Below are 16,367 nucleotides of genomic sequence, written 5' to 3' on the forward strand. Positions count from 1 at the left end.
CTTGGAATTAAAAGAAACCATATTGCAAATGCCCTGATTACCTCAGCAATTCTTGAAAGTCATTTAAGTAAGCGTACCGGTCCCAGGTCACTTATACTCTTGAATGCTAAAAACATCCCGAAAGTCGTTCATATGAAAATGATGCTGATAGACGAAGCGATCGACATCCAGAACGATATCCAAGTCGAGCTCCTTGCACATACGCTCCAGCGTATCATATAACAAGGCGATTTCTGCCTGTTCTAGCTTCTTCAGTTTGAAGTATCCAAGCGATACATGCGGCACATATGACCTGTATTCTGGAAAGATCTTCTCCATACGATTGTATAAATCGGTTAATATCTCGTAATCGTCCTTGGATGCGGGTACATATTTAATACTAATGACATCTTTGCCGCTGGTACTTACTCCAAGAGAACGCATCCGAATACGCTGCCCTCCGTATAGTGCGGCTATGCTCCGGAATTCTGCCGCAATGACTTCTTCAAGCTGAGCTAATTTCTCCTGAATCACCTGCTTGCCACCCGGTGTGTTATTGACATTGCTGAAGGAATGGATCGTTAAATGGAAGGTTTCAGGCTCGAGTTTCACGAGTTGATGCTCCAACACGCCAAGCAGCCGTTCCTGCGCGACCCGGCACTTTTGACGATCCGATTCAGATAATGTGATAACAGAGGTAGCACCGTAAAAATCGTTCATTTGTCCTTCTTGCGTAATTTTGGCTGATAAACTCTCCGAAACGACCCATTCCTCCGGTCTATTATTCATATCTTGATTCCATCGTCGTTGCAGATCGGAAGCGTATGTCTCATAGTTCATGAATGTTCACCTCATCTGAATTAATTCTTTGTAGATTATCATCGTTTGATTATGGCTTATCACATTTTTTGTAAAGAATGATCTCCATCGGGCATAAAAAAAACAGCGATTCTCCCATGGAGGATCGCTGTTCTATGTATTGTTCTATTTTGAGGCCAGGCGGTATTATTCTACCGAGTATTTAATCAAATTCCCAGAGACGCCCATCATTTTCTCATAGTTCCGAAATTTCCCAGATTAGACTGGAGACCTGAGAGACCTTCCCTGCATTCTCCACAGCAAGCTTGCTGTTCTCTAGAATCTGCTCGCTTGTGGCCTGTAGCTCCTCAGCATGTGCCGCTACGTGCTGTACCATATCGATAAGCTCGTTCGAGATGTGCTGGGTAATCGGAATATTGATCGTATCTACGGGGAAACCATAAACTTCTTCACTGATATGTACGAGACTCGGCTCGCATCCGTTAGTTAAGGCTTTAAAGTCCTGAAACTCAGGAATGAGCGGATCGCCAACACCTCCACCGGAAGAGCGAATCGTATTTGTGGCACAGGAGGGCTGACGATTGAGTATTTGAAGTACGGCTGTTTCATCCCCGCGCAATTTTCTTCGAAAGGGCATCTGGAAAGTATCTGCCGGCAAAGCGTAGAAATTTGGAGAAGCCCGGGACGACCCTTTTTTTATTCTGCTCCATCCCATGGATTCCGTGCTTCACTAGTGAATCTAGGCTCATGTTGGGAATAGGGCCGCTGCTGTGCATATCCGGTTGGAGACTGGTTTCCGCAACGAGAGGCGGGACAAGCTCCATCACATGAACGTTTCTTCCAGACTTCTTGAGCTGGATTCGCAGTGCGTTGGTGAACATATGCACTCCTGCCTTCGTAGCCGAGTAGACCGGATGAGCGGGCGAAGAGACGTAGGACAGACCGGAGCTTACAGTGACAATCATGGCTTCGTCCTGCCTGCTCAATTGAGGGAGTAAAGCTTCTGTCATCCAGATGGTCCCGTTTAAATTCGTATCCACCTCTGCGGTCGTTCGCTCCAAATCGAGGTTGTCGTCCATCAATTCGAATGCGCGCATAATACCAGCTGAGTTAAATAAGATCGAGGCTTCTGGGTAGCGGTCACGTATGAATGCAGCCATTTCACGAACGGAGTTTGCATTAGAGACGTCACCTTGCAGTCCGATGAGCCCCTTATGTTTACTGGTAACTTGATCAAGGGTTGCCTGATTCCGACCGATGACAATGACTCTATTGCCGCGATTCATAAACTCTAAGGCGAAGGCAAGACCAATACCGGAAGTACCGCCTGTCACAATAATGGTACGCTTAGAAAGCTTCATCCAATGATTCTCCTTTTCAAGTTACATTTTTTTAATTTTGTAACAACCAAGCAAACTAAGCATACAATGCCGAGTTACAAAAATCAATAGTTGTAACCTCTATTGCCAATCTGTATAATACAATTATGAAAAATTTAAGCAGAGAACTCATTTTACAAACCGCACATCGAATGGTCGTTGAATACGGCATGGAGAAAGTGAATCTGTCCAAGGTTGGATCTGAGCTGGGGACCACGCACGCCGCGATCTACAAGTATTTCTCGGGCAAGGAAGAGCTGTGGACCGAGCTTGCATTATCCTGGCTGGACCATGAACTGGCGGGGCTGTTCCCATTCAATACGGACAAGTACTCATCTACGAAGGACATCGTGCACGACTGGTTATGGGAATTAAGTCATTCGAAATATGAAGCTTATATGCGTGAGACAGAAATGTTTAAGCTATATACGGCTTATATCGATGGGAATCCTAAGGTGCTCGTTCGGCACATTGGCGATTTATTGGGCAGTCTGAAGGCAGCGAGCGGCATAGAAGACGTTCAGCAGCTGCAGGCTATTTTGCTGGCGTTCTCTTATTTCTCCGCACCGGCTTATGCAGATAATTGGCTGAGGATTGACTTCAGAGCAGAGTTTGAATCAGTTTGGAAGCTGATTGAAGCGGGGATTATGGCATAGCGGAACTGCACATATCCTGTAAGATACAACAGTATAGACAAAATTAAAGAGCCATCCTGTACCGGATGGCTCTTTCGCAAGTGTTAATGGCAATCTTATCAATGAATCCGAAGGGAATAATCTGGTTTACATCAGTTTCATAATTGGTGGTGACTTAGAAGGGGAGCTCTACCTCCCATTTGCCAGGTCAGAAATAGAATGCGCACTTAAAACTTCTTTTATTTTTTGCTGCGATTCTAGGATGATGTCTAAGATGAACTGATCCATGTTATCAATTTCACTCACGACATCATTGGAATGTGCGTCCTTTGCTATTGCAACATATATATCATATAAGGTGGTTTCCTCAGGGTTGACTAGGAGTCTATATCCACCATAACGTCCTCCAAATCCTTCGACAATGTGTTCGCGCATTAATTTAGCCATCACTTTTCGAATAAAGCTGGATTCGATGCCTAATATCTCAGTTAATGCATTGCTTGTGACTAAATCGTCTTTATCTGCTAATATCGCTAATGACTTAATGGCTACGATGAAGTTTGTTTTACCTAAGTAGCTCAATTGTAAGAGGCTGTCCATGATTTCACTTCCTATCTCATTCATTTTAGCAATGTATCAAAGTAAATTAAAGAAAAATCAATTGACGTAAGGTGCTGCGATTTGTTAAGTTTTAATTGTGAAATTATATCACAATTAAAACTGGGGAGGTTACATCATGGCTCGTTTAGAGAATAAAGTTGCTATTATTACAGGGGCTGCTTCAGGAATGGGATTAGCGGCTCTAGAATTATTCACAAAAGAAGGAGCAAAAGTGGTTGCGACGGACATCGCGTTCGATCAATTGAAAGAAGTGACAGCATCCATAGAGGGTGAGATTTTATGTGCCCAATTAGATGTTACTTCGGAAGAACAATGGAAAAGTGTAATGGTTGAAGCAAAAGAAGCCTTCGGGAAAATAGATATTCTGATTAACAATGCGGGTGTATCGTTCCATAAAACACTTTTAGAAGAGACATTAGATGGCTGGAATCGTTCCATTAACTTAAATTTAACGTCTGTATTCTTAGGAATGCAATCTGTCATTCCATATATGCAGGATAACGGTGGAGGGTCAATTGTTAACTGTGTGTCATTATCCGCAATTATCGGCAGCGCAGATAATGGAGCTGCTGCTTATGCTGCGGCAAAAGGCGGCGTAAGAGCATTATCCAAGCATGCCGCCATTAACTTTGCACAAGATAATATTCGTGTGAATTCTATCTATCCTGGTGCAATCTTAACAGGTGCAGCCCAGCGTCATGGGGTAACATCGCGTGAAGTATTAGGAAAAGCATTTGAAGGTACAATTCCTTTACCGCCATTTGCTGGGGAAGCGCTGGATATTGCGAATGGCTATTTATATTTAGCATCAGATGAATCCAAATTTGTTACGGGTGAAGAGCTAATCATTGATGGTGGCTGGAGTTCCAAGTAGAGACGAATTTATAAACGGTGTATACCTGCAAAAAAGATGAGAGTTTTCTACATCGAAAAGATCTCATCTTTTTTGTGTCGTAATCATTTTCTTCCGAAAAATACGGCAAAATCCAAATGCTTATACATACAATCTACATCTTGGAATCCCGCTTGCTCCATCCACAGGATCTGATCCACTAGTTTTGCATTGATATCCAGTTTTCTTCTCTCTATGGATGCGTCGATCGCTTCCTTGCTGAGTCCACTTTCGTTAATACGCTCCAGCCAGCGTCGTCTGAACAATTCATCGTTTTGCGGAGTATTACCTGCTACTTGATCTGCATTTACAAAAATCCCGCCGTCATTTAATAGCCGATGTATTGTAGAGAATAATTGCCTTTTGGCGGTGTGAGTCAAATGATGTATCGATAACGAAGAGATGACGATGTCATAGTTTTGAGAGAATTTGAGGCTCGAATAGTCCCCAACCACATAGTGGATATTTTCTTTCTGGTGAAATCTCTTCCGTGCGCCCTCCAACATTTTTTCGCTTAAATCCACCAGTGTAATCTGTGAGTTAGGGTACTTTTGGCAGACCATGCTAGAAAATAACCCGGTACCTGCACCAAGATCAAGGATCTTTGGAGAGTCACTGCGGCTTTCAACCAAGGATAGAGCCATCCCATAAAAATCCTCGAAACAAGGGATAAGATGTTTTCTCTCCCGATCATAGTCACGGGCAACGGCATCAAAAAGCTTCTTCACGGATAATTCCATAACACGACCTCCTCAAACGATTTACTTCATTGTAGCGAGTAACGTTATAATTGGTGAAATATATAAATCGTATAAAGGCCATAGGAAATCACTATAACTAACAGATTGTTATCATAATCGTAGGATATTGGGAGGATTGCAGATGAAAGTAACGACCAAGATGATTGACAAGCAGCTTCGCTTCAGAGGAAGGTTGATTGACAGGCTGATGAGATCGAAGGATGAAGACAGCTGGAGAAGAGCCATGCACAAGTCGAAGAAGCGTTCGGATCGGTCCATTGGCAAAAATATTGAGGGATTAGATTGCCGTGAAGAGTGGATAACGAGACGGGATGGCTCGAAGCTGCGAATCCGAATCTATAAACCGCTGGATCACTCAAGTCCTCTTCCTGGTGTGCTGTGGATTCACGGAGGCGGCTATGCAATGGGTAATCCAGAGTTGTTCGGGCAAGCATACGGGCGGCTGATTCATGCCAGTCCTTGTGTTGTAGTGGCGCCGGATTATCGCCTGTCCATTGAAGCCCCGTACCCGGCTGCTCTAGATGACTGTTATGACACGCTTCTATGGCTCAAGCTCAACGCTGAAGAGCTCGGCATCAGAAGCAACCAGCTTATGGTTGGCGGAGAGAGCGCAGGAGGTGGTCTGACGGCAGCACTTTCGCTGTATGCAAGAGACCGGGGAGAGGTCAGTATCGCCTTCCAAATGCCGCTATACCCTATGCTTGATGATCGAATGGACAAGGAATCGGCTGAAGCGAACAATGCGCCAATCTGGAATTCGGACTACAATCGATGGGCATGGAAGCTGTATCTTGGCAATCTCTATGAGGGAGATGTACCGGAATACGCGGCCGCTGCAAGAGCGCGTGATTACAGTCATCTGCCGCCAACGGTTACTTTTGTCGGAGATATCGAACCATTCCGTGATGAAACGATTCAGTACGTGGAGGACCTGCGGAAGGCGGGCGTACCTGTCGAGTTTACATTGTTTAAAGGCTGCTATCACGGCTTCGACATCATTAACGCCAATGCAGAGGTAAGTAAGCAGGCCGTGTCTTTTTACCTGAATGCATATAAGCATGCGGTAGCGCATTATTTTGCAGAGCAGCCGAAGTCTGGCTAATCCTCAATCATAAAGAGCTGTCCCCGAAAAGTCATTCATTCGTTATGACTTGAAGGACAGCTTTTTGGAGTTGCATCACATCTCTTTGTAGTACTTGAAGCGGTAATAACTGTTACTCACAAGGATAATCAGATACGCAAATATCAATAGCAATAATATGATTAAATCTATACCCATCAAGGATAGGGCTAAGATTAGCGCTCCAAATACAAAGGTCATCATATCGTACGCTTTTGCTTTTGCCCGGTTGGCGATCGCCAGATTGCGCTCATCGTTCTGGTCAATCTCAAGCTGCTTAGCAGCGGCGGGTGCCCGCTTCATTGCATGTTGGAGGATGACTTCTCCTATACCGTGACCAAAAAGAACACAGCCCACTCCTACACAAATATAAGGCAATGCTCGCAGCATACCTTCTGGATCTTCAAATGCTTTGATGAAGTACAGACCGCCTGCGAGCATCCCTATGCCTAAGACGGTAAAAATATAAGACGAAACCAATTTATTCATGCCTTCTCATCCTCCTCATAAATGAAAATTTCTTCGATATGCATACCGAAATAACGAGCAATCTTGAACGCTAACAGAATCGATGGGTTATAACGGCCGTTCTCCAGAGAACCGATCGTTTGCCGTGATACTTCAAGAGCTGCTGCTAATTCCTCTTGCTTAATTCCGCGCTGCTTGCGGATTTCTTCTAAACGGTTATTCATGTGTTTGCCCTCCATATGGAAAGTCAGCTTTACATATGGAGAGTATATCGTACAAGGCGAGCAATGTAAAGCGTGCTTTCCATTATGATTGAGGTACAGTTACCTATCCGCCACATTCCTGAGTTTTATTCCTGAGTCTTATCATTTAAGAGAGCATCTCGAGAGAGGTGCTCTTTTGAATTACAGCAAGATGTGAGAAGTAAAAGAAATCGGAGGGTGTTACGTTGTAGCTGTTGGTAGTCAACGACATCAGAATTCGAATGGAGGTAAAAAAACATGAGTAACAAGCACAACAAAAAGAAAATGAACCGAGGCCTGACAGCTAAGGGCATTTTCCGCGTGGCGGGCTTATCAGCAGTGGTGGCAGGACTTCTATACATCGTCATTCAGTTCATTCACCCGCCGGATGATCTGTCTTCTGTGAACTCCAGTTCTTGGGTCATGGTTGCATGCTTAACTCTTGTCATGTCTCTCTCCAGCCTGATCGGAATGACAGGGGTTTACATGAGGCAGGTAAAAGAAGCGGGGTGGCTTGGTCTGATCGGTATTCTGCTGTTCGGTCTATTTTGGCTCATATCATTCGCCTTCAGCTTCATCGAAGCCTTTGTTATGCCGCTGCTTACAGCGGATGCCGGAACATTTGTAGAAGGGATGTTGGGTATATTTGATGGAACGGAGAGTACGGCTCATCTCGGAATTTTTCCGGCACTAGCCGGTTTAGCGGGCGGCATGTATATACTGGGTGGACTGCTGCTTGGCATCGCCATATTTCGGGCCAGAGTTCTGCCGCGCATGGCAGGTATTTTGCTTGCTTGTGCTTCCGCAGCGACCCTCGCCACTTCAATCATCCCTCACCCGCTGGACCGAATGATGGCATTGCCCATGGGAGTAGCCCTGATATGGCTGGGATATGCGCTCTATGTCCAGTCTAACATTCTGAATCGGCAGGAAGCTTTTTGATGGGGGCATAGATGTGGTAGCTCGAATCGAGATTGTGGACGTCATCAAATACTTGTACGAGTTCGATATCGGATTGCTCAGCTTCTTGTCTGGAGATCTTTAGAAATCTGGCATAGTCCGTTTCGAGCACACTACCAATCTCAAGCAGGTCTCCGAAGTACTTGAACCGGGCACAAAAAATCTGAGGTACATTGACCGTAAAATAAAAGGGCTTATTGATTTGAATATCGCACGGAATTCCAAACAGAACCTTGAACTGGGTGGAGTTAGGCTGGCAGTTAGAGTAAATGACATAGCAGGGGCCACTTATGCTCTCATTAATCTGACTTAATAATAGCCCGGCATGCTCACGAATTCGCTCTTTATAATCGGCTATGGCTAAATCTACCTCAAAGGCAATGCCGCTGAGCTGGATCGCATCTAATTCGATGAGGGTAAAGTCGGTAACGATATCACCGTTGATGTTTTTAATGGGTCTTTTGACAACTGCAGGGACAGGAGTTGGTGAAATTGGTTGAGTTCCTGCTCTCAGTGAGCGGGGAGCTACACCGTAATGACGTTTGAAAGCACGGGTAAAGGAGGCTTGGGAACCAAAGCTGAGCTCATAAGCGATGTCCGTTAGAGACATGTTATGGTTTTGTATCAACGTAACAGAGGTATTCAATCTTCTGGATAAAATGTATTGATTTAACGAACAGCCCATCATTGCAGAGAACAGCCTGTGGAAGTAGTACTTTGATATGTTCAAGGAGGCTGCAACAGATTCCACGGACAAATGCTCATGCAGATGTCCCTCGATATAAATTAACGCCCTTTCTACTGCCTCATAATGGTCCATGAATAGCTCCTTTGCTCAGGTGTTCTTTGATCATTTTGTAGTAAGTATAACGTAGCCGGAGGGATACACACCATCCTTTTAATTGATTCAAATAACTTCCAATTTGGACGTTCGATCTGCTCAAATATGGCCGAATACAACTTCTAAGGGAGTATTTATGAGAGTTAGCAGGTTCAACAGCCCTTAGCTTGGTTAAGAGGTGTTTAATTCGCTTGAGGCGTGAATATCGCATGTGTCTCATGTAATTATTATTGTTACACTAATAAAGTGCCTCGAAAAAGAACGATTCTGCATGTCCACTTCAAGGATTGGTTGGTATCCTCAGGAACGCTTCTTACTTACTTGGGTTCAGCATTTCTATAATGTTTTCAATCGCAAAAAAACCCACCGCGACAAAATCAAAGATGGGGAGTTGTATGTTTGATATGAAGAAGGCTTCAACTGTTTTTTATGCTTCAATTGCAATACTGGTAGTTCTAATTCTAATGGGAATACTGATGCCTGCATCGCTGGAGAGCATCACGACCACCGCACAAAATTTTATCACAGATAAATTCGGCTGGTACTATCTAGGAATCGTTACTGTGTTTGTGGGCGTGTGCATATATTTGCTGGTCAGTCCAGTCGGTCAAATCAAGCTTGGCAAGCAGGAGGATAAGCCGGAATTCTCACGCCCGACCTGGCTTGCTATGTTATTTAGTGCGGGAGTCGGCATCGGCTTGATCTTCTACGGCACGGCAGAACCGATAAGCCATTATGCGGTTAGCTCGCCTACAGGCCAGCTTGGCACAGATCAAGGCATCAAAGACGCCATGCGGTTTACCTTTTTCCACTGGGGTATTCATGCCTGGGCGATTTATGGCTGTGTTGCCCTCGTCATTGCTTACTTTACCTTCAGAAAAGGCGAGCTCAGCTTAATCAGCCGTACATTAAGGCCCCTCATTGGTAAACATGCCGATGGAATCGTGGGTAAGATCATTGATGTGATCGCTGTAATTTCCACCGTCATCGGTGTTGCAACGACATTGGGCTTTGGTGCAACACAAATCAATGGGGGACTCTCCTATTTGTTCGGGACACCGAGCAATAATATGATTCAGACGATCATTATCGTCGTTCTGACGATTCTGTTTATGCTATCTGCGCTTACAGGTATTAGCAAAGGGATTAAGATCCTTAGTAATTTAAATATGGGACTGACATTCGTCCTCTTTCTAATCGTGTTCTTCTTGGGATCGACTGTATTCACCTTGAATCTGCTCATGGATACCATCGGAGGTTATTTACAGAACTTCATCAACATGAGCTTTCGAATTGCTCCGCTCAATGAAGATGCGAGAAGCTGGATTAATGGCTGGACGATTTTTTACTGGGCTTGGTGGATTGCTTGGTCTCCATTCGTTGGTGTGTTTATCGCCAGAGTATCCAAGGGCAGAACCATTCGTGAGTTTGTTATCTACGTTCTGCTGGTGCCTTCCCTTATTGGCTTCGTATGGTTTACGACCTTTGGCAGCGCAGCGATTATGACCGAAGTGTCCGGGGCGTTGTCGATCTCTTCCTTAACAGCGGAAGAATCTCTATTTGGTGTCCTAGAAGGCTTCCCATTCAGCATGGCGTTGTCCATTCTCGCTATTCTTATTATTGTCACGTTCTTTGTGACATCGGCTGATTCAGGCACCTTTGTTCTCGGTATGATGACAACGAACGGTTCCCAGAATCCGAGTGCGCAGATTAAAGTGGTATGGGGGATCTTTCTCGCCATTACTGCGCTCGCATTGCTCTATTCCGGAGGACTGCAGGCGCTTCAGAACACAATGATTATAGCCGCACTTCCATTCTCCATCGTTATGGGCTTAATGGTTATCAGCTTCCTTAAATCGCTGAATCAAGAGGCCAGAGAACTGGGAATTGGACAGATCAGAAGCAATAAGAAGCTGACAACAACAAATCAATCGACATAGCATTCTATAGAACGATCTTCTAAGGTTTCGCAAAAAGAATGCACAACGTACAAAAGGCACCCGCTCGGGTGCCTTTTGTACGTTGTGTATATAATTCTTATACGAATTCTGATACAAGCTCTAAACGTCTTGGAATTCTCTAGTCAAGGCTGCATTCACATGATATCGTCCCTTCGGCACGATCAGCGGAGAACCGGATACAGGATCTTCAATGACGGTGCAATCCAGTTCAAATACATCCTTGATCAGTTCACTCGTAATGACCTCCGCTGGCCGTCCCTCAGCGATGAGCTCTCCCTTGCGAATGGCATAGATATAATCCGCATATCGTGCAGACAAATTGATGTCATGAAGAACCATCACAATGGTTGTCCCGTGCTTCCGGTTAAGATCGGTAAGCAGATCGAGAATCTCTACCTGATAGGTGATATCGAGAAAGGTTGTCGGCTCGTCCAGAAAAAGAATGTCCGTCTGCTGAGCGAGTGCCATCGCAATCCAAACACGTTGTCTTTGACCGCCGGACAGCTCATCTATGCTGCGGTTGGCAAGCTCCGTAATCTTCATGATCTCCATCGCTTCTGCTACGGCTTCCGTATCCTTCTTCGTCCATCCTCCAAGAAGGGACTGATGGGGAAATCTGCCTCGGCCGATCAGATCGGCGACAGAAATTCCTTCAGGGACGATAGGGGACTGCGGCAGCAGTCCTAGGATACGCGCCAAAGCCTTAGGAGGAATCTTACTGATCGACTTCCCGTCCAGGGTCACTTCACCAGCTTCCGGCTTGATTAGCTTGGCGAGCGTTTTGAGCAGTGTCGATTTACCACAGGCATTCGCCCCGATAATGACACTAATCTGATTACTGGGAATGATCAGGTTGATATTCTCAATAATCGTTCGCTGCTCATAACCTGCTGCCAATTGATCTGCTTGAAATACGTGAGTCGGTTTCATTAAAAATCTCCCTTTCGATTCATTCGGATGAGCAGATAGATCAGATAAGGCGCTCCGAGGATTCCAGTGATGACGCCCACAGGGAATCTAGTCTCAAAAGCAAACTGTCCGATTAAATCTGCTGCCAGAACCAAGATAACTCCGACAAGACCGGCAGGAATGACAGTAGAGTAACCTGCACCGACAAGTCTTTTGGCAATCGGTCCAGCCAGAAAAGCGACGAAGGCAATAGGGCCTGTAGTGGCGGTAGCGACCGCAATCATACAGACGGTGCCGATAATCAGCGCTATTCGCGTTCTATCCGTATGGATACCGAGAGAAGTAGCTGCCTGCTCGCCAAGCTCTAGCAGGCTCAGATGTCTGCCTAACAAGACAACGATCGGTGTACATACAAGTACCGTAATGATTAGTGGCGGAAGCTCGTCCATCTGGGCGCCGTTAAGTGTACCGCTTAGCCAGCGGTACGCAGAACCGATGTCATGCTCGGAGCTGATCCGCAGCATATAAGATATAACGGAGCCGAGCATAGCATCAAGACCAATACCGACGAGAATTAAACGCCCGAATGAGAAGGACTTTTTATGAGATAACAGATAGAGAAGCATGACCGTAGCCAGACCGGCGATGACAGAGGCAATAAAGATAACCGCTTCACTCGTATGAAGAATGAGGATACAGTATACAGCCGCTGCACTTGAGCCTGAGGTAATGCCGAGTACGTTCGGATTCGCAAGCGGATTGCGAAGCATGGTCTGGAAGACGCTTCCGGCTAGACCGAAGGCAAATCCAGCGAACAAGCCTGCCAGCATCCTCGGCAGCCGGATCGTCTCAATCGCGAATGTCGCACCCTTGATATCCTCACCCGACAGTACGCGTGCAATCACATCCACCGGATAGATCGTATTCCCAAAATAGAGCATCAGGACGCACAGCACAAAAGCAATCGCAGCAAGTGTTGTCGTTACCAGCACATATTGGCGGCGTCTCTGACGTCGGCCGGATACAATTAAATTGATCGTATTATTCATCATAAGGCACGCACTTTCGATCTCATCGCTAGTATGATTAGAATCGGAGCACCGACGAAGGCAGTAACGATACCTACTTCAAGCTCTCCGGGTCTTCCGAGGATTCTTCCAATCACGTCGGATCCGGTTAATACGATCGCTCCTGTTAGCGCAGACATGGGAATGAGATAACGCTGGTCAGGTCCGATCATCAAACGTATAAGATGTGTCGCCAGAAGTCCAACGAAGGCAATCGGCCCCGCAAGTGCCGTTACTGTACCACATAGAATAACCGCAGCAAACGACGCAATTAGACGCAGAACTCCGGTCCGAACACCCAGGCCGGTTGCTGCTTCATCCCCTAGTGCCAGCGCATTCAGTGCAGGAGCCGTAAATATGGCGATTAGAAAACTGATGAGTAGAAAAGGAAAGAAGATTCCGATATCGCTCCAATTTGCTCCCCCGACGCTTCCCACCTGCCAGTAGCGAACCTGATCCATCACGTTCGAGCGTGGAATCATAATGGCGCTTACTAGTGAAGAAAGGGCGGCACTAGTAGCCGCCCCCGCTAACACGAGTTTAACAGGTGTAGGTCCGCCTCGTCCAAGCGAGCCGATCCCCATGACAAACATCGCAGTAACCGCCGCGCCGATACAGGCCATCACGATAAATTCATTAGGCGAGCCAATATTCAGGAATGCAATTCCGGCAACAACAAACAAGGATGCACCGGTATTTACACCGAGAATACTTGGATCAGCAATCGGATTGCGCGTGACCGCCTGCATGAGGGCACCGGCAATACCTAGTGCCCCTCCGCATAAGAGACTGAACACGGTTCGGGTAATTCGCTGCGCAATGACGTTGGCATCATAGGACTCGCTGCTCGGATGGAACAACGCGTCCATTAATTCTTTAAGTCCGATGACTCTTGAACCGAATGCAAGTGATGCCACTACGCAAATACCGAGAACAATTACGCTAAGAATCAGGACCATGGCAAAATGCTTCGGTGCGGGCGAATTCTGCGGCTTGTCTGTTAATGTCGCTGGATTATTCATTGACTTTCTTAGCAGATGCATCGATCAATTCCAAATATTCATCAATCGTACTTGCGATTGAAAGTGGATTTGGGTTACCTGCAGCTGCAAGCGGTGTGTTGTCTCCGATCACGACAACCGAACCTCTTTCAATAGCTGGGACTTTGCCAAGGAGTGGATCTGCTTGGAGCGCACTAAGCAGGTTCTCGTCTCCATAGGTAACGATAATGTCCGTATCTTTAAGCGCATCCGCATTCTCTGCACTTAGCTGCAAATAGAAGCTGTCTTCCGACACTAGACTTGCAAGTCCTTCCGGGAACGTCATGCCAAGCTCCATCAGGAAGTCTCCGCGAGGGTCACCTGGCGCGTATACCGAGAGCTGTGACAGGTCGGTTGGAGTAATATATACGAAGGCAGCTGTCTTACCTTGAATATCTGCATACGCGGATGATTTCTCCTTGATCAGGTTCTCTGTGTCCTCGATGAGCTTCTCGCCTTCTGCCTGCATACCCATTCCCATTGCGTTATACAGAACTTGATCCTGCCAAGTGGTTACCCATGCTGTCTCTTGGTAAGGAATAACCGGAGCAATTTGGCTCAGTGTATCATAATCTTCTTGAGTAATACCCGAGTAAGTAGCGAGAATGACATCAGGAGCGGAGTCAGAGATCGCTTCAAAGTCCAGTCCGTCCGTATCATGGTAGACATTCGGATCCGTTACACCAAGTTCATCCAGCTTCTCCTTCGTCCAAGGCAGCAGTCCGCTGTCGTCTTGTACACCGTAGTTCGCTGCAGAGAAGCCAACAGGTACAACGCCAAGGGCAAGTGCAACATCATGGTTTCCCCATTGGATGGTAGCTACACGTTCAGGCTTGCTCTCAATCGTTGTTTCGCCAAAAGCATGCTTAATTGTGATGGGATACTGGGTAGCATCTGCATCCTCTTCGGTTACCGGTGTTTCCGTCTGAGGTGCTTCTGCCGTTGAAGAGTTCGCAGGAGCTTCATTCGCAGTTGAAGTTGAATCGGACTCCTGGGCTCCGCAGCCCACAAGTGCAATCGCGAGTATTGCCGATACCGTGATTGTTTTTAGAGAATATTTCTGAATGTCTTTCATAATACATACCCTGCCTTTTTGAATTTATATTTTTATAGGGTGAGTCAGTTTAGAACTTAGAACTTAGAACTTAGAACTTAGAACTATTCCACCTTGCTGATTGCTTCTGAGATGAGATCCAGGTAATCATCAATCGTATAAGCGATGGACAGAGGATTCGGATTGCCGGAAGCCGCTAGAGGCGTGCCGTTACCGATAAATACAACGGAGCCTCTCTCGATGGCAGGAATTTTGCCAAGCAGCGGATCTGCTTTGACAGCTTCATACAAGTCCTCGCCGCCATATCCAACAATGATATCTGCATCGTTCAGTACATCAGCATTCTCCGCACTTAGGCTCAGGGAGTAGCTGGTTTTGTCTTCAATCTGTGATGTTACGCTCTCAGGGTATTCCATTCCAAGCTCGATCAGGAACTCACCGCGTGGATCTGCAGGTGTGTACACATGCATTTTGGACATATCGTCCGCTGAGAAGTTGACCCAGACGACTTTCTTGCCTTCCATTTCAGGGTGTTCACTTGCTTTTTCTTTAATCAGATTCTCGGTATCCTTAATAAGCTGCTCGCCTTCTTCCTTCATGCCCATGCCTGTTGCGTTATACTCCACTTGCTCACGCCAAGTTGTAAGCCATGGAGCTGTCGGATAGGCGACAACCGGAGCAATTTGACTGAGAAGGTCATAGTCTTCCTGCGTGATCCCAGAGTAGGCTGCAAGAATGACATCAGGATCAGAGTCGGATATGGCCTCGAAATCCAGTCCATCCGTATCCTGGTATACATTAGGCTGATCTACACCAAGCTCTTTCAGCTTCTCAGCTGTCCAAGGCAGCAGTCCACTGTCATCCTCAACGCCGTAATTTGCCGCAGAGAATCCTACAGGTACAATGCCGAGGGCAAGAACAACATCATGGTTCGCCCATTGGACTGTAGCTACACGTTCCGGCTTGCTCTCAATAACGGTTTCGCCAAAAGCGTGCTTGATGGTGATTGGATAATCAGATGCTTCACTCTCTGTAACCGGTGTTTCCGTCTGAGTCGTTTCCGTAGTTGTAGAAGTGGCAGGTGCTTCCGTTGAAGTAGAAGTAGATTCCGACTGCTGGGCTCCACAACCGACAAGAGCAATAGCGAGCATTGCAGATATGATTACTGTTTTTAAAGAGAATTTCTGGTTTCCGTTCATTTACAAACCCTTCCTTTTTCAATTTATATTTTTGATGCATTGCTAACCATGAATGGGTGACCAACGTAGGATGTTATGTATGATAATGATTATCAATATCGTAAAACATATAATCCATTTACCGTATTGTCAATAAAAATCTACTACATTTCTACTAATTAGGTAGAGATTTTGGTTCAAAGAGCAGGAATATTTAAGTTTCAGCCATCGGATTTCTCGGATTTTACACTTTTTAAACCGATTTAGATCGTTTATAATTGTCTGAGAACAAACACGGAATATTCTACAAAACATGGCACCGGATATGATATGGTAATAGCAGAAGATGTTAGTTCCAAGGTGACGCCCTTGCTGATTGCGACATTTATAGCAGAGCGCTGCCCGTTTTTTTACAAATATAGGCGATGAGGAAGGGTTTCA

Annotated in this window: 18 protein-coding genes; 5 read left to right on the plus strand and 13 right to left on the minus strand. The window is 45.9% G+C overall.

Annotated features, from left to right (window positions below):
• Positions 1-87 precede the first annotated feature (87 nt).
• From TCA2_RS16140 to TCA2_RS16150, 3 genes are all read right to left on the minus strand, one after another.
• Complete coding sequence (locus TCA2_RS16140) at positions 88-819, minus strand: hypothetical protein (RefSeq protein WP_047912636.1); 732 nt, start codon at positions 817-819, stop codon at positions 88-90.
• Between the two features lie 214 nt (positions 820-1,033).
• The gene (locus TCA2_RS16145) at positions 1,034-1,435 is read right to left on the minus strand and encodes a hypothetical protein (protein ID WP_052512081.1); all 402 of its coding nucleotides are present in this window, start codon (positions 1,433-1,435) and stop codon (positions 1,034-1,036) included.
• Complete coding sequence (locus TCA2_RS16150) at positions 1,404-2,159, minus strand: SDR family oxidoreductase (protein ID WP_047912637.1); 756 nt, start codon at positions 2,157-2,159, stop codon at positions 1,404-1,406. Before TCA2_RS16150 ends, TCA2_RS16145 begins: the two co-directional genes overlap by 32 nt.
• A gap of 125 nt (positions 2,160-2,284) precedes the next feature.
• On the opposite strand from TCA2_RS16150, the gene TCA2_RS16155 reads away from it, so the two are divergent.
• The gene (locus tag TCA2_RS16155) at positions 2,285-2,833 is read left to right on the plus strand and encodes a TetR/AcrR family transcriptional regulator (protein ID WP_047912638.1); all 549 of its coding nucleotides are present in this window, start codon (positions 2,285-2,287) and stop codon (positions 2,831-2,833) included.
• Between the two features lie 168 nt (positions 2,834-3,001).
• On the opposite strand, the gene TCA2_RS26215 is transcribed toward TCA2_RS16155, so the two are convergent.
• Positions 3,002-3,412, minus strand: coding sequence for an Rrf2 family transcriptional regulator (locus TCA2_RS26215; RefSeq protein WP_052512083.1), 411 nt, complete (start codon positions 3,410-3,412; stop codon positions 3,002-3,004).
• Positions 3,413-3,548: 136 nt separating this feature from the next.
• On the opposite strand from TCA2_RS26215, the gene TCA2_RS16165 reads away from it, so the two are divergent.
• Positions 3,549-4,307 carry an SDR family NAD(P)-dependent oxidoreductase gene (locus TCA2_RS16165; RefSeq protein ID WP_047912639.1) on the plus strand — a complete coding sequence of 253 codons (759 nt, stop codon included), beginning with the start codon at positions 3,549-3,551 and terminating at the stop codon, positions 4,305-4,307.
• A gap of 83 nt (positions 4,308-4,390) precedes the next feature.
• On the opposite strand, the gene TCA2_RS16170 is transcribed toward TCA2_RS16165, so the two are convergent.
• Positions 4,391-5,065 (minus strand): class I SAM-dependent methyltransferase, encoded by a 675-nt coding sequence (locus tag TCA2_RS16170; RefSeq protein ID WP_047912640.1) that lies wholly within the window; start codon positions 5,063-5,065, stop codon positions 4,391-4,393.
• Between the two features lie 142 nt (positions 5,066-5,207).
• Between TCA2_RS16170 and TCA2_RS16175 the strand changes: the two genes are divergently transcribed.
• Complete coding sequence (locus tag TCA2_RS16175) at positions 5,208-6,188, plus strand: alpha/beta hydrolase (RefSeq protein WP_047912641.1); 981 nt, start codon at positions 5,208-5,210, stop codon at positions 6,186-6,188.
• A 75-nt stretch (positions 6,189-6,263) separates the two neighbouring features.
• Here TCA2_RS16175 and TCA2_RS16180 read toward each other — a convergent pair whose 3' ends face one another.
• Positions 6,264-6,695, minus strand: a complete 432-nt coding sequence (locus tag TCA2_RS16180) for a hypothetical protein (RefSeq protein ID WP_047912642.1) — start codon at positions 6,693-6,695, stop codon at positions 6,264-6,266.
• Complete coding sequence (locus TCA2_RS16185; protein WP_047912643.1) at positions 6,692-6,898, minus strand: helix-turn-helix transcriptional regulator; 207 nt, start codon at positions 6,896-6,898, stop codon at positions 6,692-6,694. The genes TCA2_RS16180 and TCA2_RS16185 overlap by 4 nt, the downstream gene beginning before the upstream one ends.
• A gap of 276 nt (positions 6,899-7,174) precedes the next feature.
• Between TCA2_RS16185 and TCA2_RS16190 the strand changes: the two genes are divergently transcribed.
• Positions 7,175-7,858, plus strand: a complete 684-nt coding sequence (locus TCA2_RS16190; protein WP_047912644.1) for a hypothetical protein — start codon at positions 7,175-7,177, stop codon at positions 7,856-7,858.
• On the opposite strand, the gene TCA2_RS16195 is transcribed toward TCA2_RS16190, so the two are convergent.
• Positions 7,827-8,696 carry a helix-turn-helix transcriptional regulator gene (locus tag TCA2_RS16195; protein WP_047912645.1) on the minus strand — a complete coding sequence of 290 codons (870 nt, stop codon included), beginning with the start codon at positions 8,694-8,696 and terminating at the stop codon, positions 7,827-7,829. The two genes, TCA2_RS16190 and TCA2_RS16195, sit on opposite strands and share 32 nt — an antisense overlap.
• Before the next feature lie 425 nt (positions 8,697-9,121).
• Here TCA2_RS16195 and TCA2_RS16200 point away from each other — a divergent pair, with 425 nt between their 5' ends.
• Positions 9,122-10,657: a BCCT family transporter gene (locus TCA2_RS16200; RefSeq protein WP_047912760.1), complete on the plus strand. Its 1,536-nt coding sequence runs from the start codon at positions 9,122-9,124 to the stop codon at positions 10,655-10,657.
• A 120-nt stretch (positions 10,658-10,777) separates the two neighbouring features.
• Here the strand turns inward: TCA2_RS16200 and TCA2_RS16205 are convergent, their stop codons facing one another.
• From TCA2_RS16205 to TCA2_RS16225, 5 genes are all read right to left on the minus strand, one after another.
• Positions 10,778-11,608 (minus strand): ABC transporter ATP-binding protein, encoded by an 831-nt coding sequence (locus TCA2_RS16205; protein ID WP_047912646.1) that lies wholly within the window; start codon positions 11,606-11,608, stop codon positions 10,778-10,780.
• On the minus strand, positions 11,608-12,639 hold the full coding sequence (locus TCA2_RS16210) for an iron chelate uptake ABC transporter family permease subunit (protein WP_047912647.1): 1,032 nt from the start codon (positions 12,637-12,639) through the stop codon (positions 11,608-11,610). The genes TCA2_RS16205 and TCA2_RS16210 overlap by 1 nt, the downstream gene beginning before the upstream one ends.
• Positions 12,636-13,676 carry an iron ABC transporter permease gene (locus tag TCA2_RS16215; RefSeq protein WP_047912648.1) on the minus strand — a complete coding sequence of 347 codons (1,041 nt, stop codon included), beginning with the start codon at positions 13,674-13,676 and terminating at the stop codon, positions 12,636-12,638. Before TCA2_RS16215 ends, TCA2_RS16210 begins: the two co-directional genes overlap by 4 nt.
• Positions 13,669-14,769: an iron-siderophore ABC transporter substrate-binding protein gene (locus tag TCA2_RS16220; RefSeq protein ID WP_047912649.1), complete on the minus strand. Its 1,101-nt coding sequence runs from the start codon at positions 14,767-14,769 to the stop codon at positions 13,669-13,671. Before TCA2_RS16220 ends, TCA2_RS16215 begins: the two co-directional genes overlap by 8 nt.
• Positions 14,770-14,852: 83 nt before the next feature.
• Positions 14,853-15,947, minus strand: coding sequence for an iron-siderophore ABC transporter substrate-binding protein (locus tag TCA2_RS16225; RefSeq protein WP_047912650.1), 1,095 nt, complete (start codon positions 15,945-15,947; stop codon positions 14,853-14,855).
• Between the last annotated feature and the right edge of the window lie 420 nt (positions 15,948-16,367).

The sequence above is a fragment of the Paenibacillus sp. TCA20 genome, assembly GCF_000732325.1.
Taxonomy (GTDB): domain Bacteria; phylum Bacillota; class Bacilli; order Paenibacillales; family Paenibacillaceae; genus Paenibacillus; species Paenibacillus urinalis.

Coding starts and splice junctions, on each gene's coding strand:
- TCA2_RS16180 (WP_047912642.1), bottom strand. CDS start 6,695: ATGAATAAATTGGTTTCGTCTTATATTTTTACCGTCTTAGGCATAGGG.
- TCA2_RS16150 (WP_047912637.1), bottom strand. CDS start 2,159: ATGAAGCTTTCTAAGCGTACCATTATTGTGACAGGCGGTACTTCCGGT.
- TCA2_RS16145 (WP_052512081.1), bottom strand. CDS start 1,435: ATGCCCTTTCGAAGAAAATTGCGCGGGGATGAAACAGCCGTACTTCAA.
- TCA2_RS16215 (WP_047912648.1), bottom strand. CDS start 13,676: ATGAATAATCCAGCGACATTAACAGACAAGCCGCAGAATTCGCCCGCA.
- TCA2_RS16220 (WP_047912649.1), bottom strand. CDS start 14,769: ATGAAAGACATTCAGAAATATTCTCTAAAAACAATCACGGTATCGGCA.
- TCA2_RS16190 (WP_047912644.1), top strand. CDS start 7,175: ATGAGTAACAAGCACAACAAAAAGAAAATGAACCGAGGCCTGACAGCT.
- TCA2_RS16140 (WP_047912636.1), bottom strand. CDS start 819: ATGAACTATGAGACATACGCTTCCGATCTGCAACGACGATGGAATCAA.
- TCA2_RS16205 (WP_047912646.1), bottom strand. CDS start 11,608: ATGAAACCGACTCACGTATTTCAAGCAGATCAATTGGCAGCAGGTTAT.
- TCA2_RS16175 (WP_047912641.1), top strand. CDS start 5,208: ATGAAAGTAACGACCAAGATGATTGACAAGCAGCTTCGCTTCAGAGGA.
- TCA2_RS26215 (WP_052512083.1), bottom strand. CDS start 3,412: ATGGACAGCCTCTTACAATTGAGCTACTTAGGTAAAACAAACTTCATC.
- TCA2_RS16155 (WP_047912638.1), top strand. CDS start 2,285: ATGAAAAATTTAAGCAGAGAACTCATTTTACAAACCGCACATCGAATG.
- TCA2_RS16195 (WP_047912645.1), bottom strand. CDS start 8,696: ATGGACCATTATGAGGCAGTAGAAAGGGCGTTAATTTATATCGAGGGA.
- TCA2_RS16210 (WP_047912647.1), bottom strand. CDS start 12,639: ATGATGAATAATACGATCAATTTAATTGTATCCGGCCGACGTCAGAGA.
- TCA2_RS16185 (WP_047912643.1), bottom strand. CDS start 6,898: ATGAATAACCGTTTAGAAGAAATCCGCAAGCAGCGCGGAATTAAGCAA.
- TCA2_RS16165 (WP_047912639.1), top strand. CDS start 3,549: ATGGCTCGTTTAGAGAATAAAGTTGCTATTATTACAGGGGCTGCTTCA.
- TCA2_RS16170 (WP_047912640.1), bottom strand. CDS start 5,065: ATGGAATTATCCGTGAAGAAGCTTTTTGATGCCGTTGCCCGTGACTAT.
- TCA2_RS16200 (WP_047912760.1), top strand. CDS start 9,122: ATGAAGAAGGCTTCAACTGTTTTTTATGCTTCAATTGCAATACTGGTA.
- TCA2_RS16225 (WP_047912650.1), bottom strand. CDS start 15,947: ATGAACGGAAACCAGAAATTCTCTTTAAAAACAGTAATCATATCTGCA.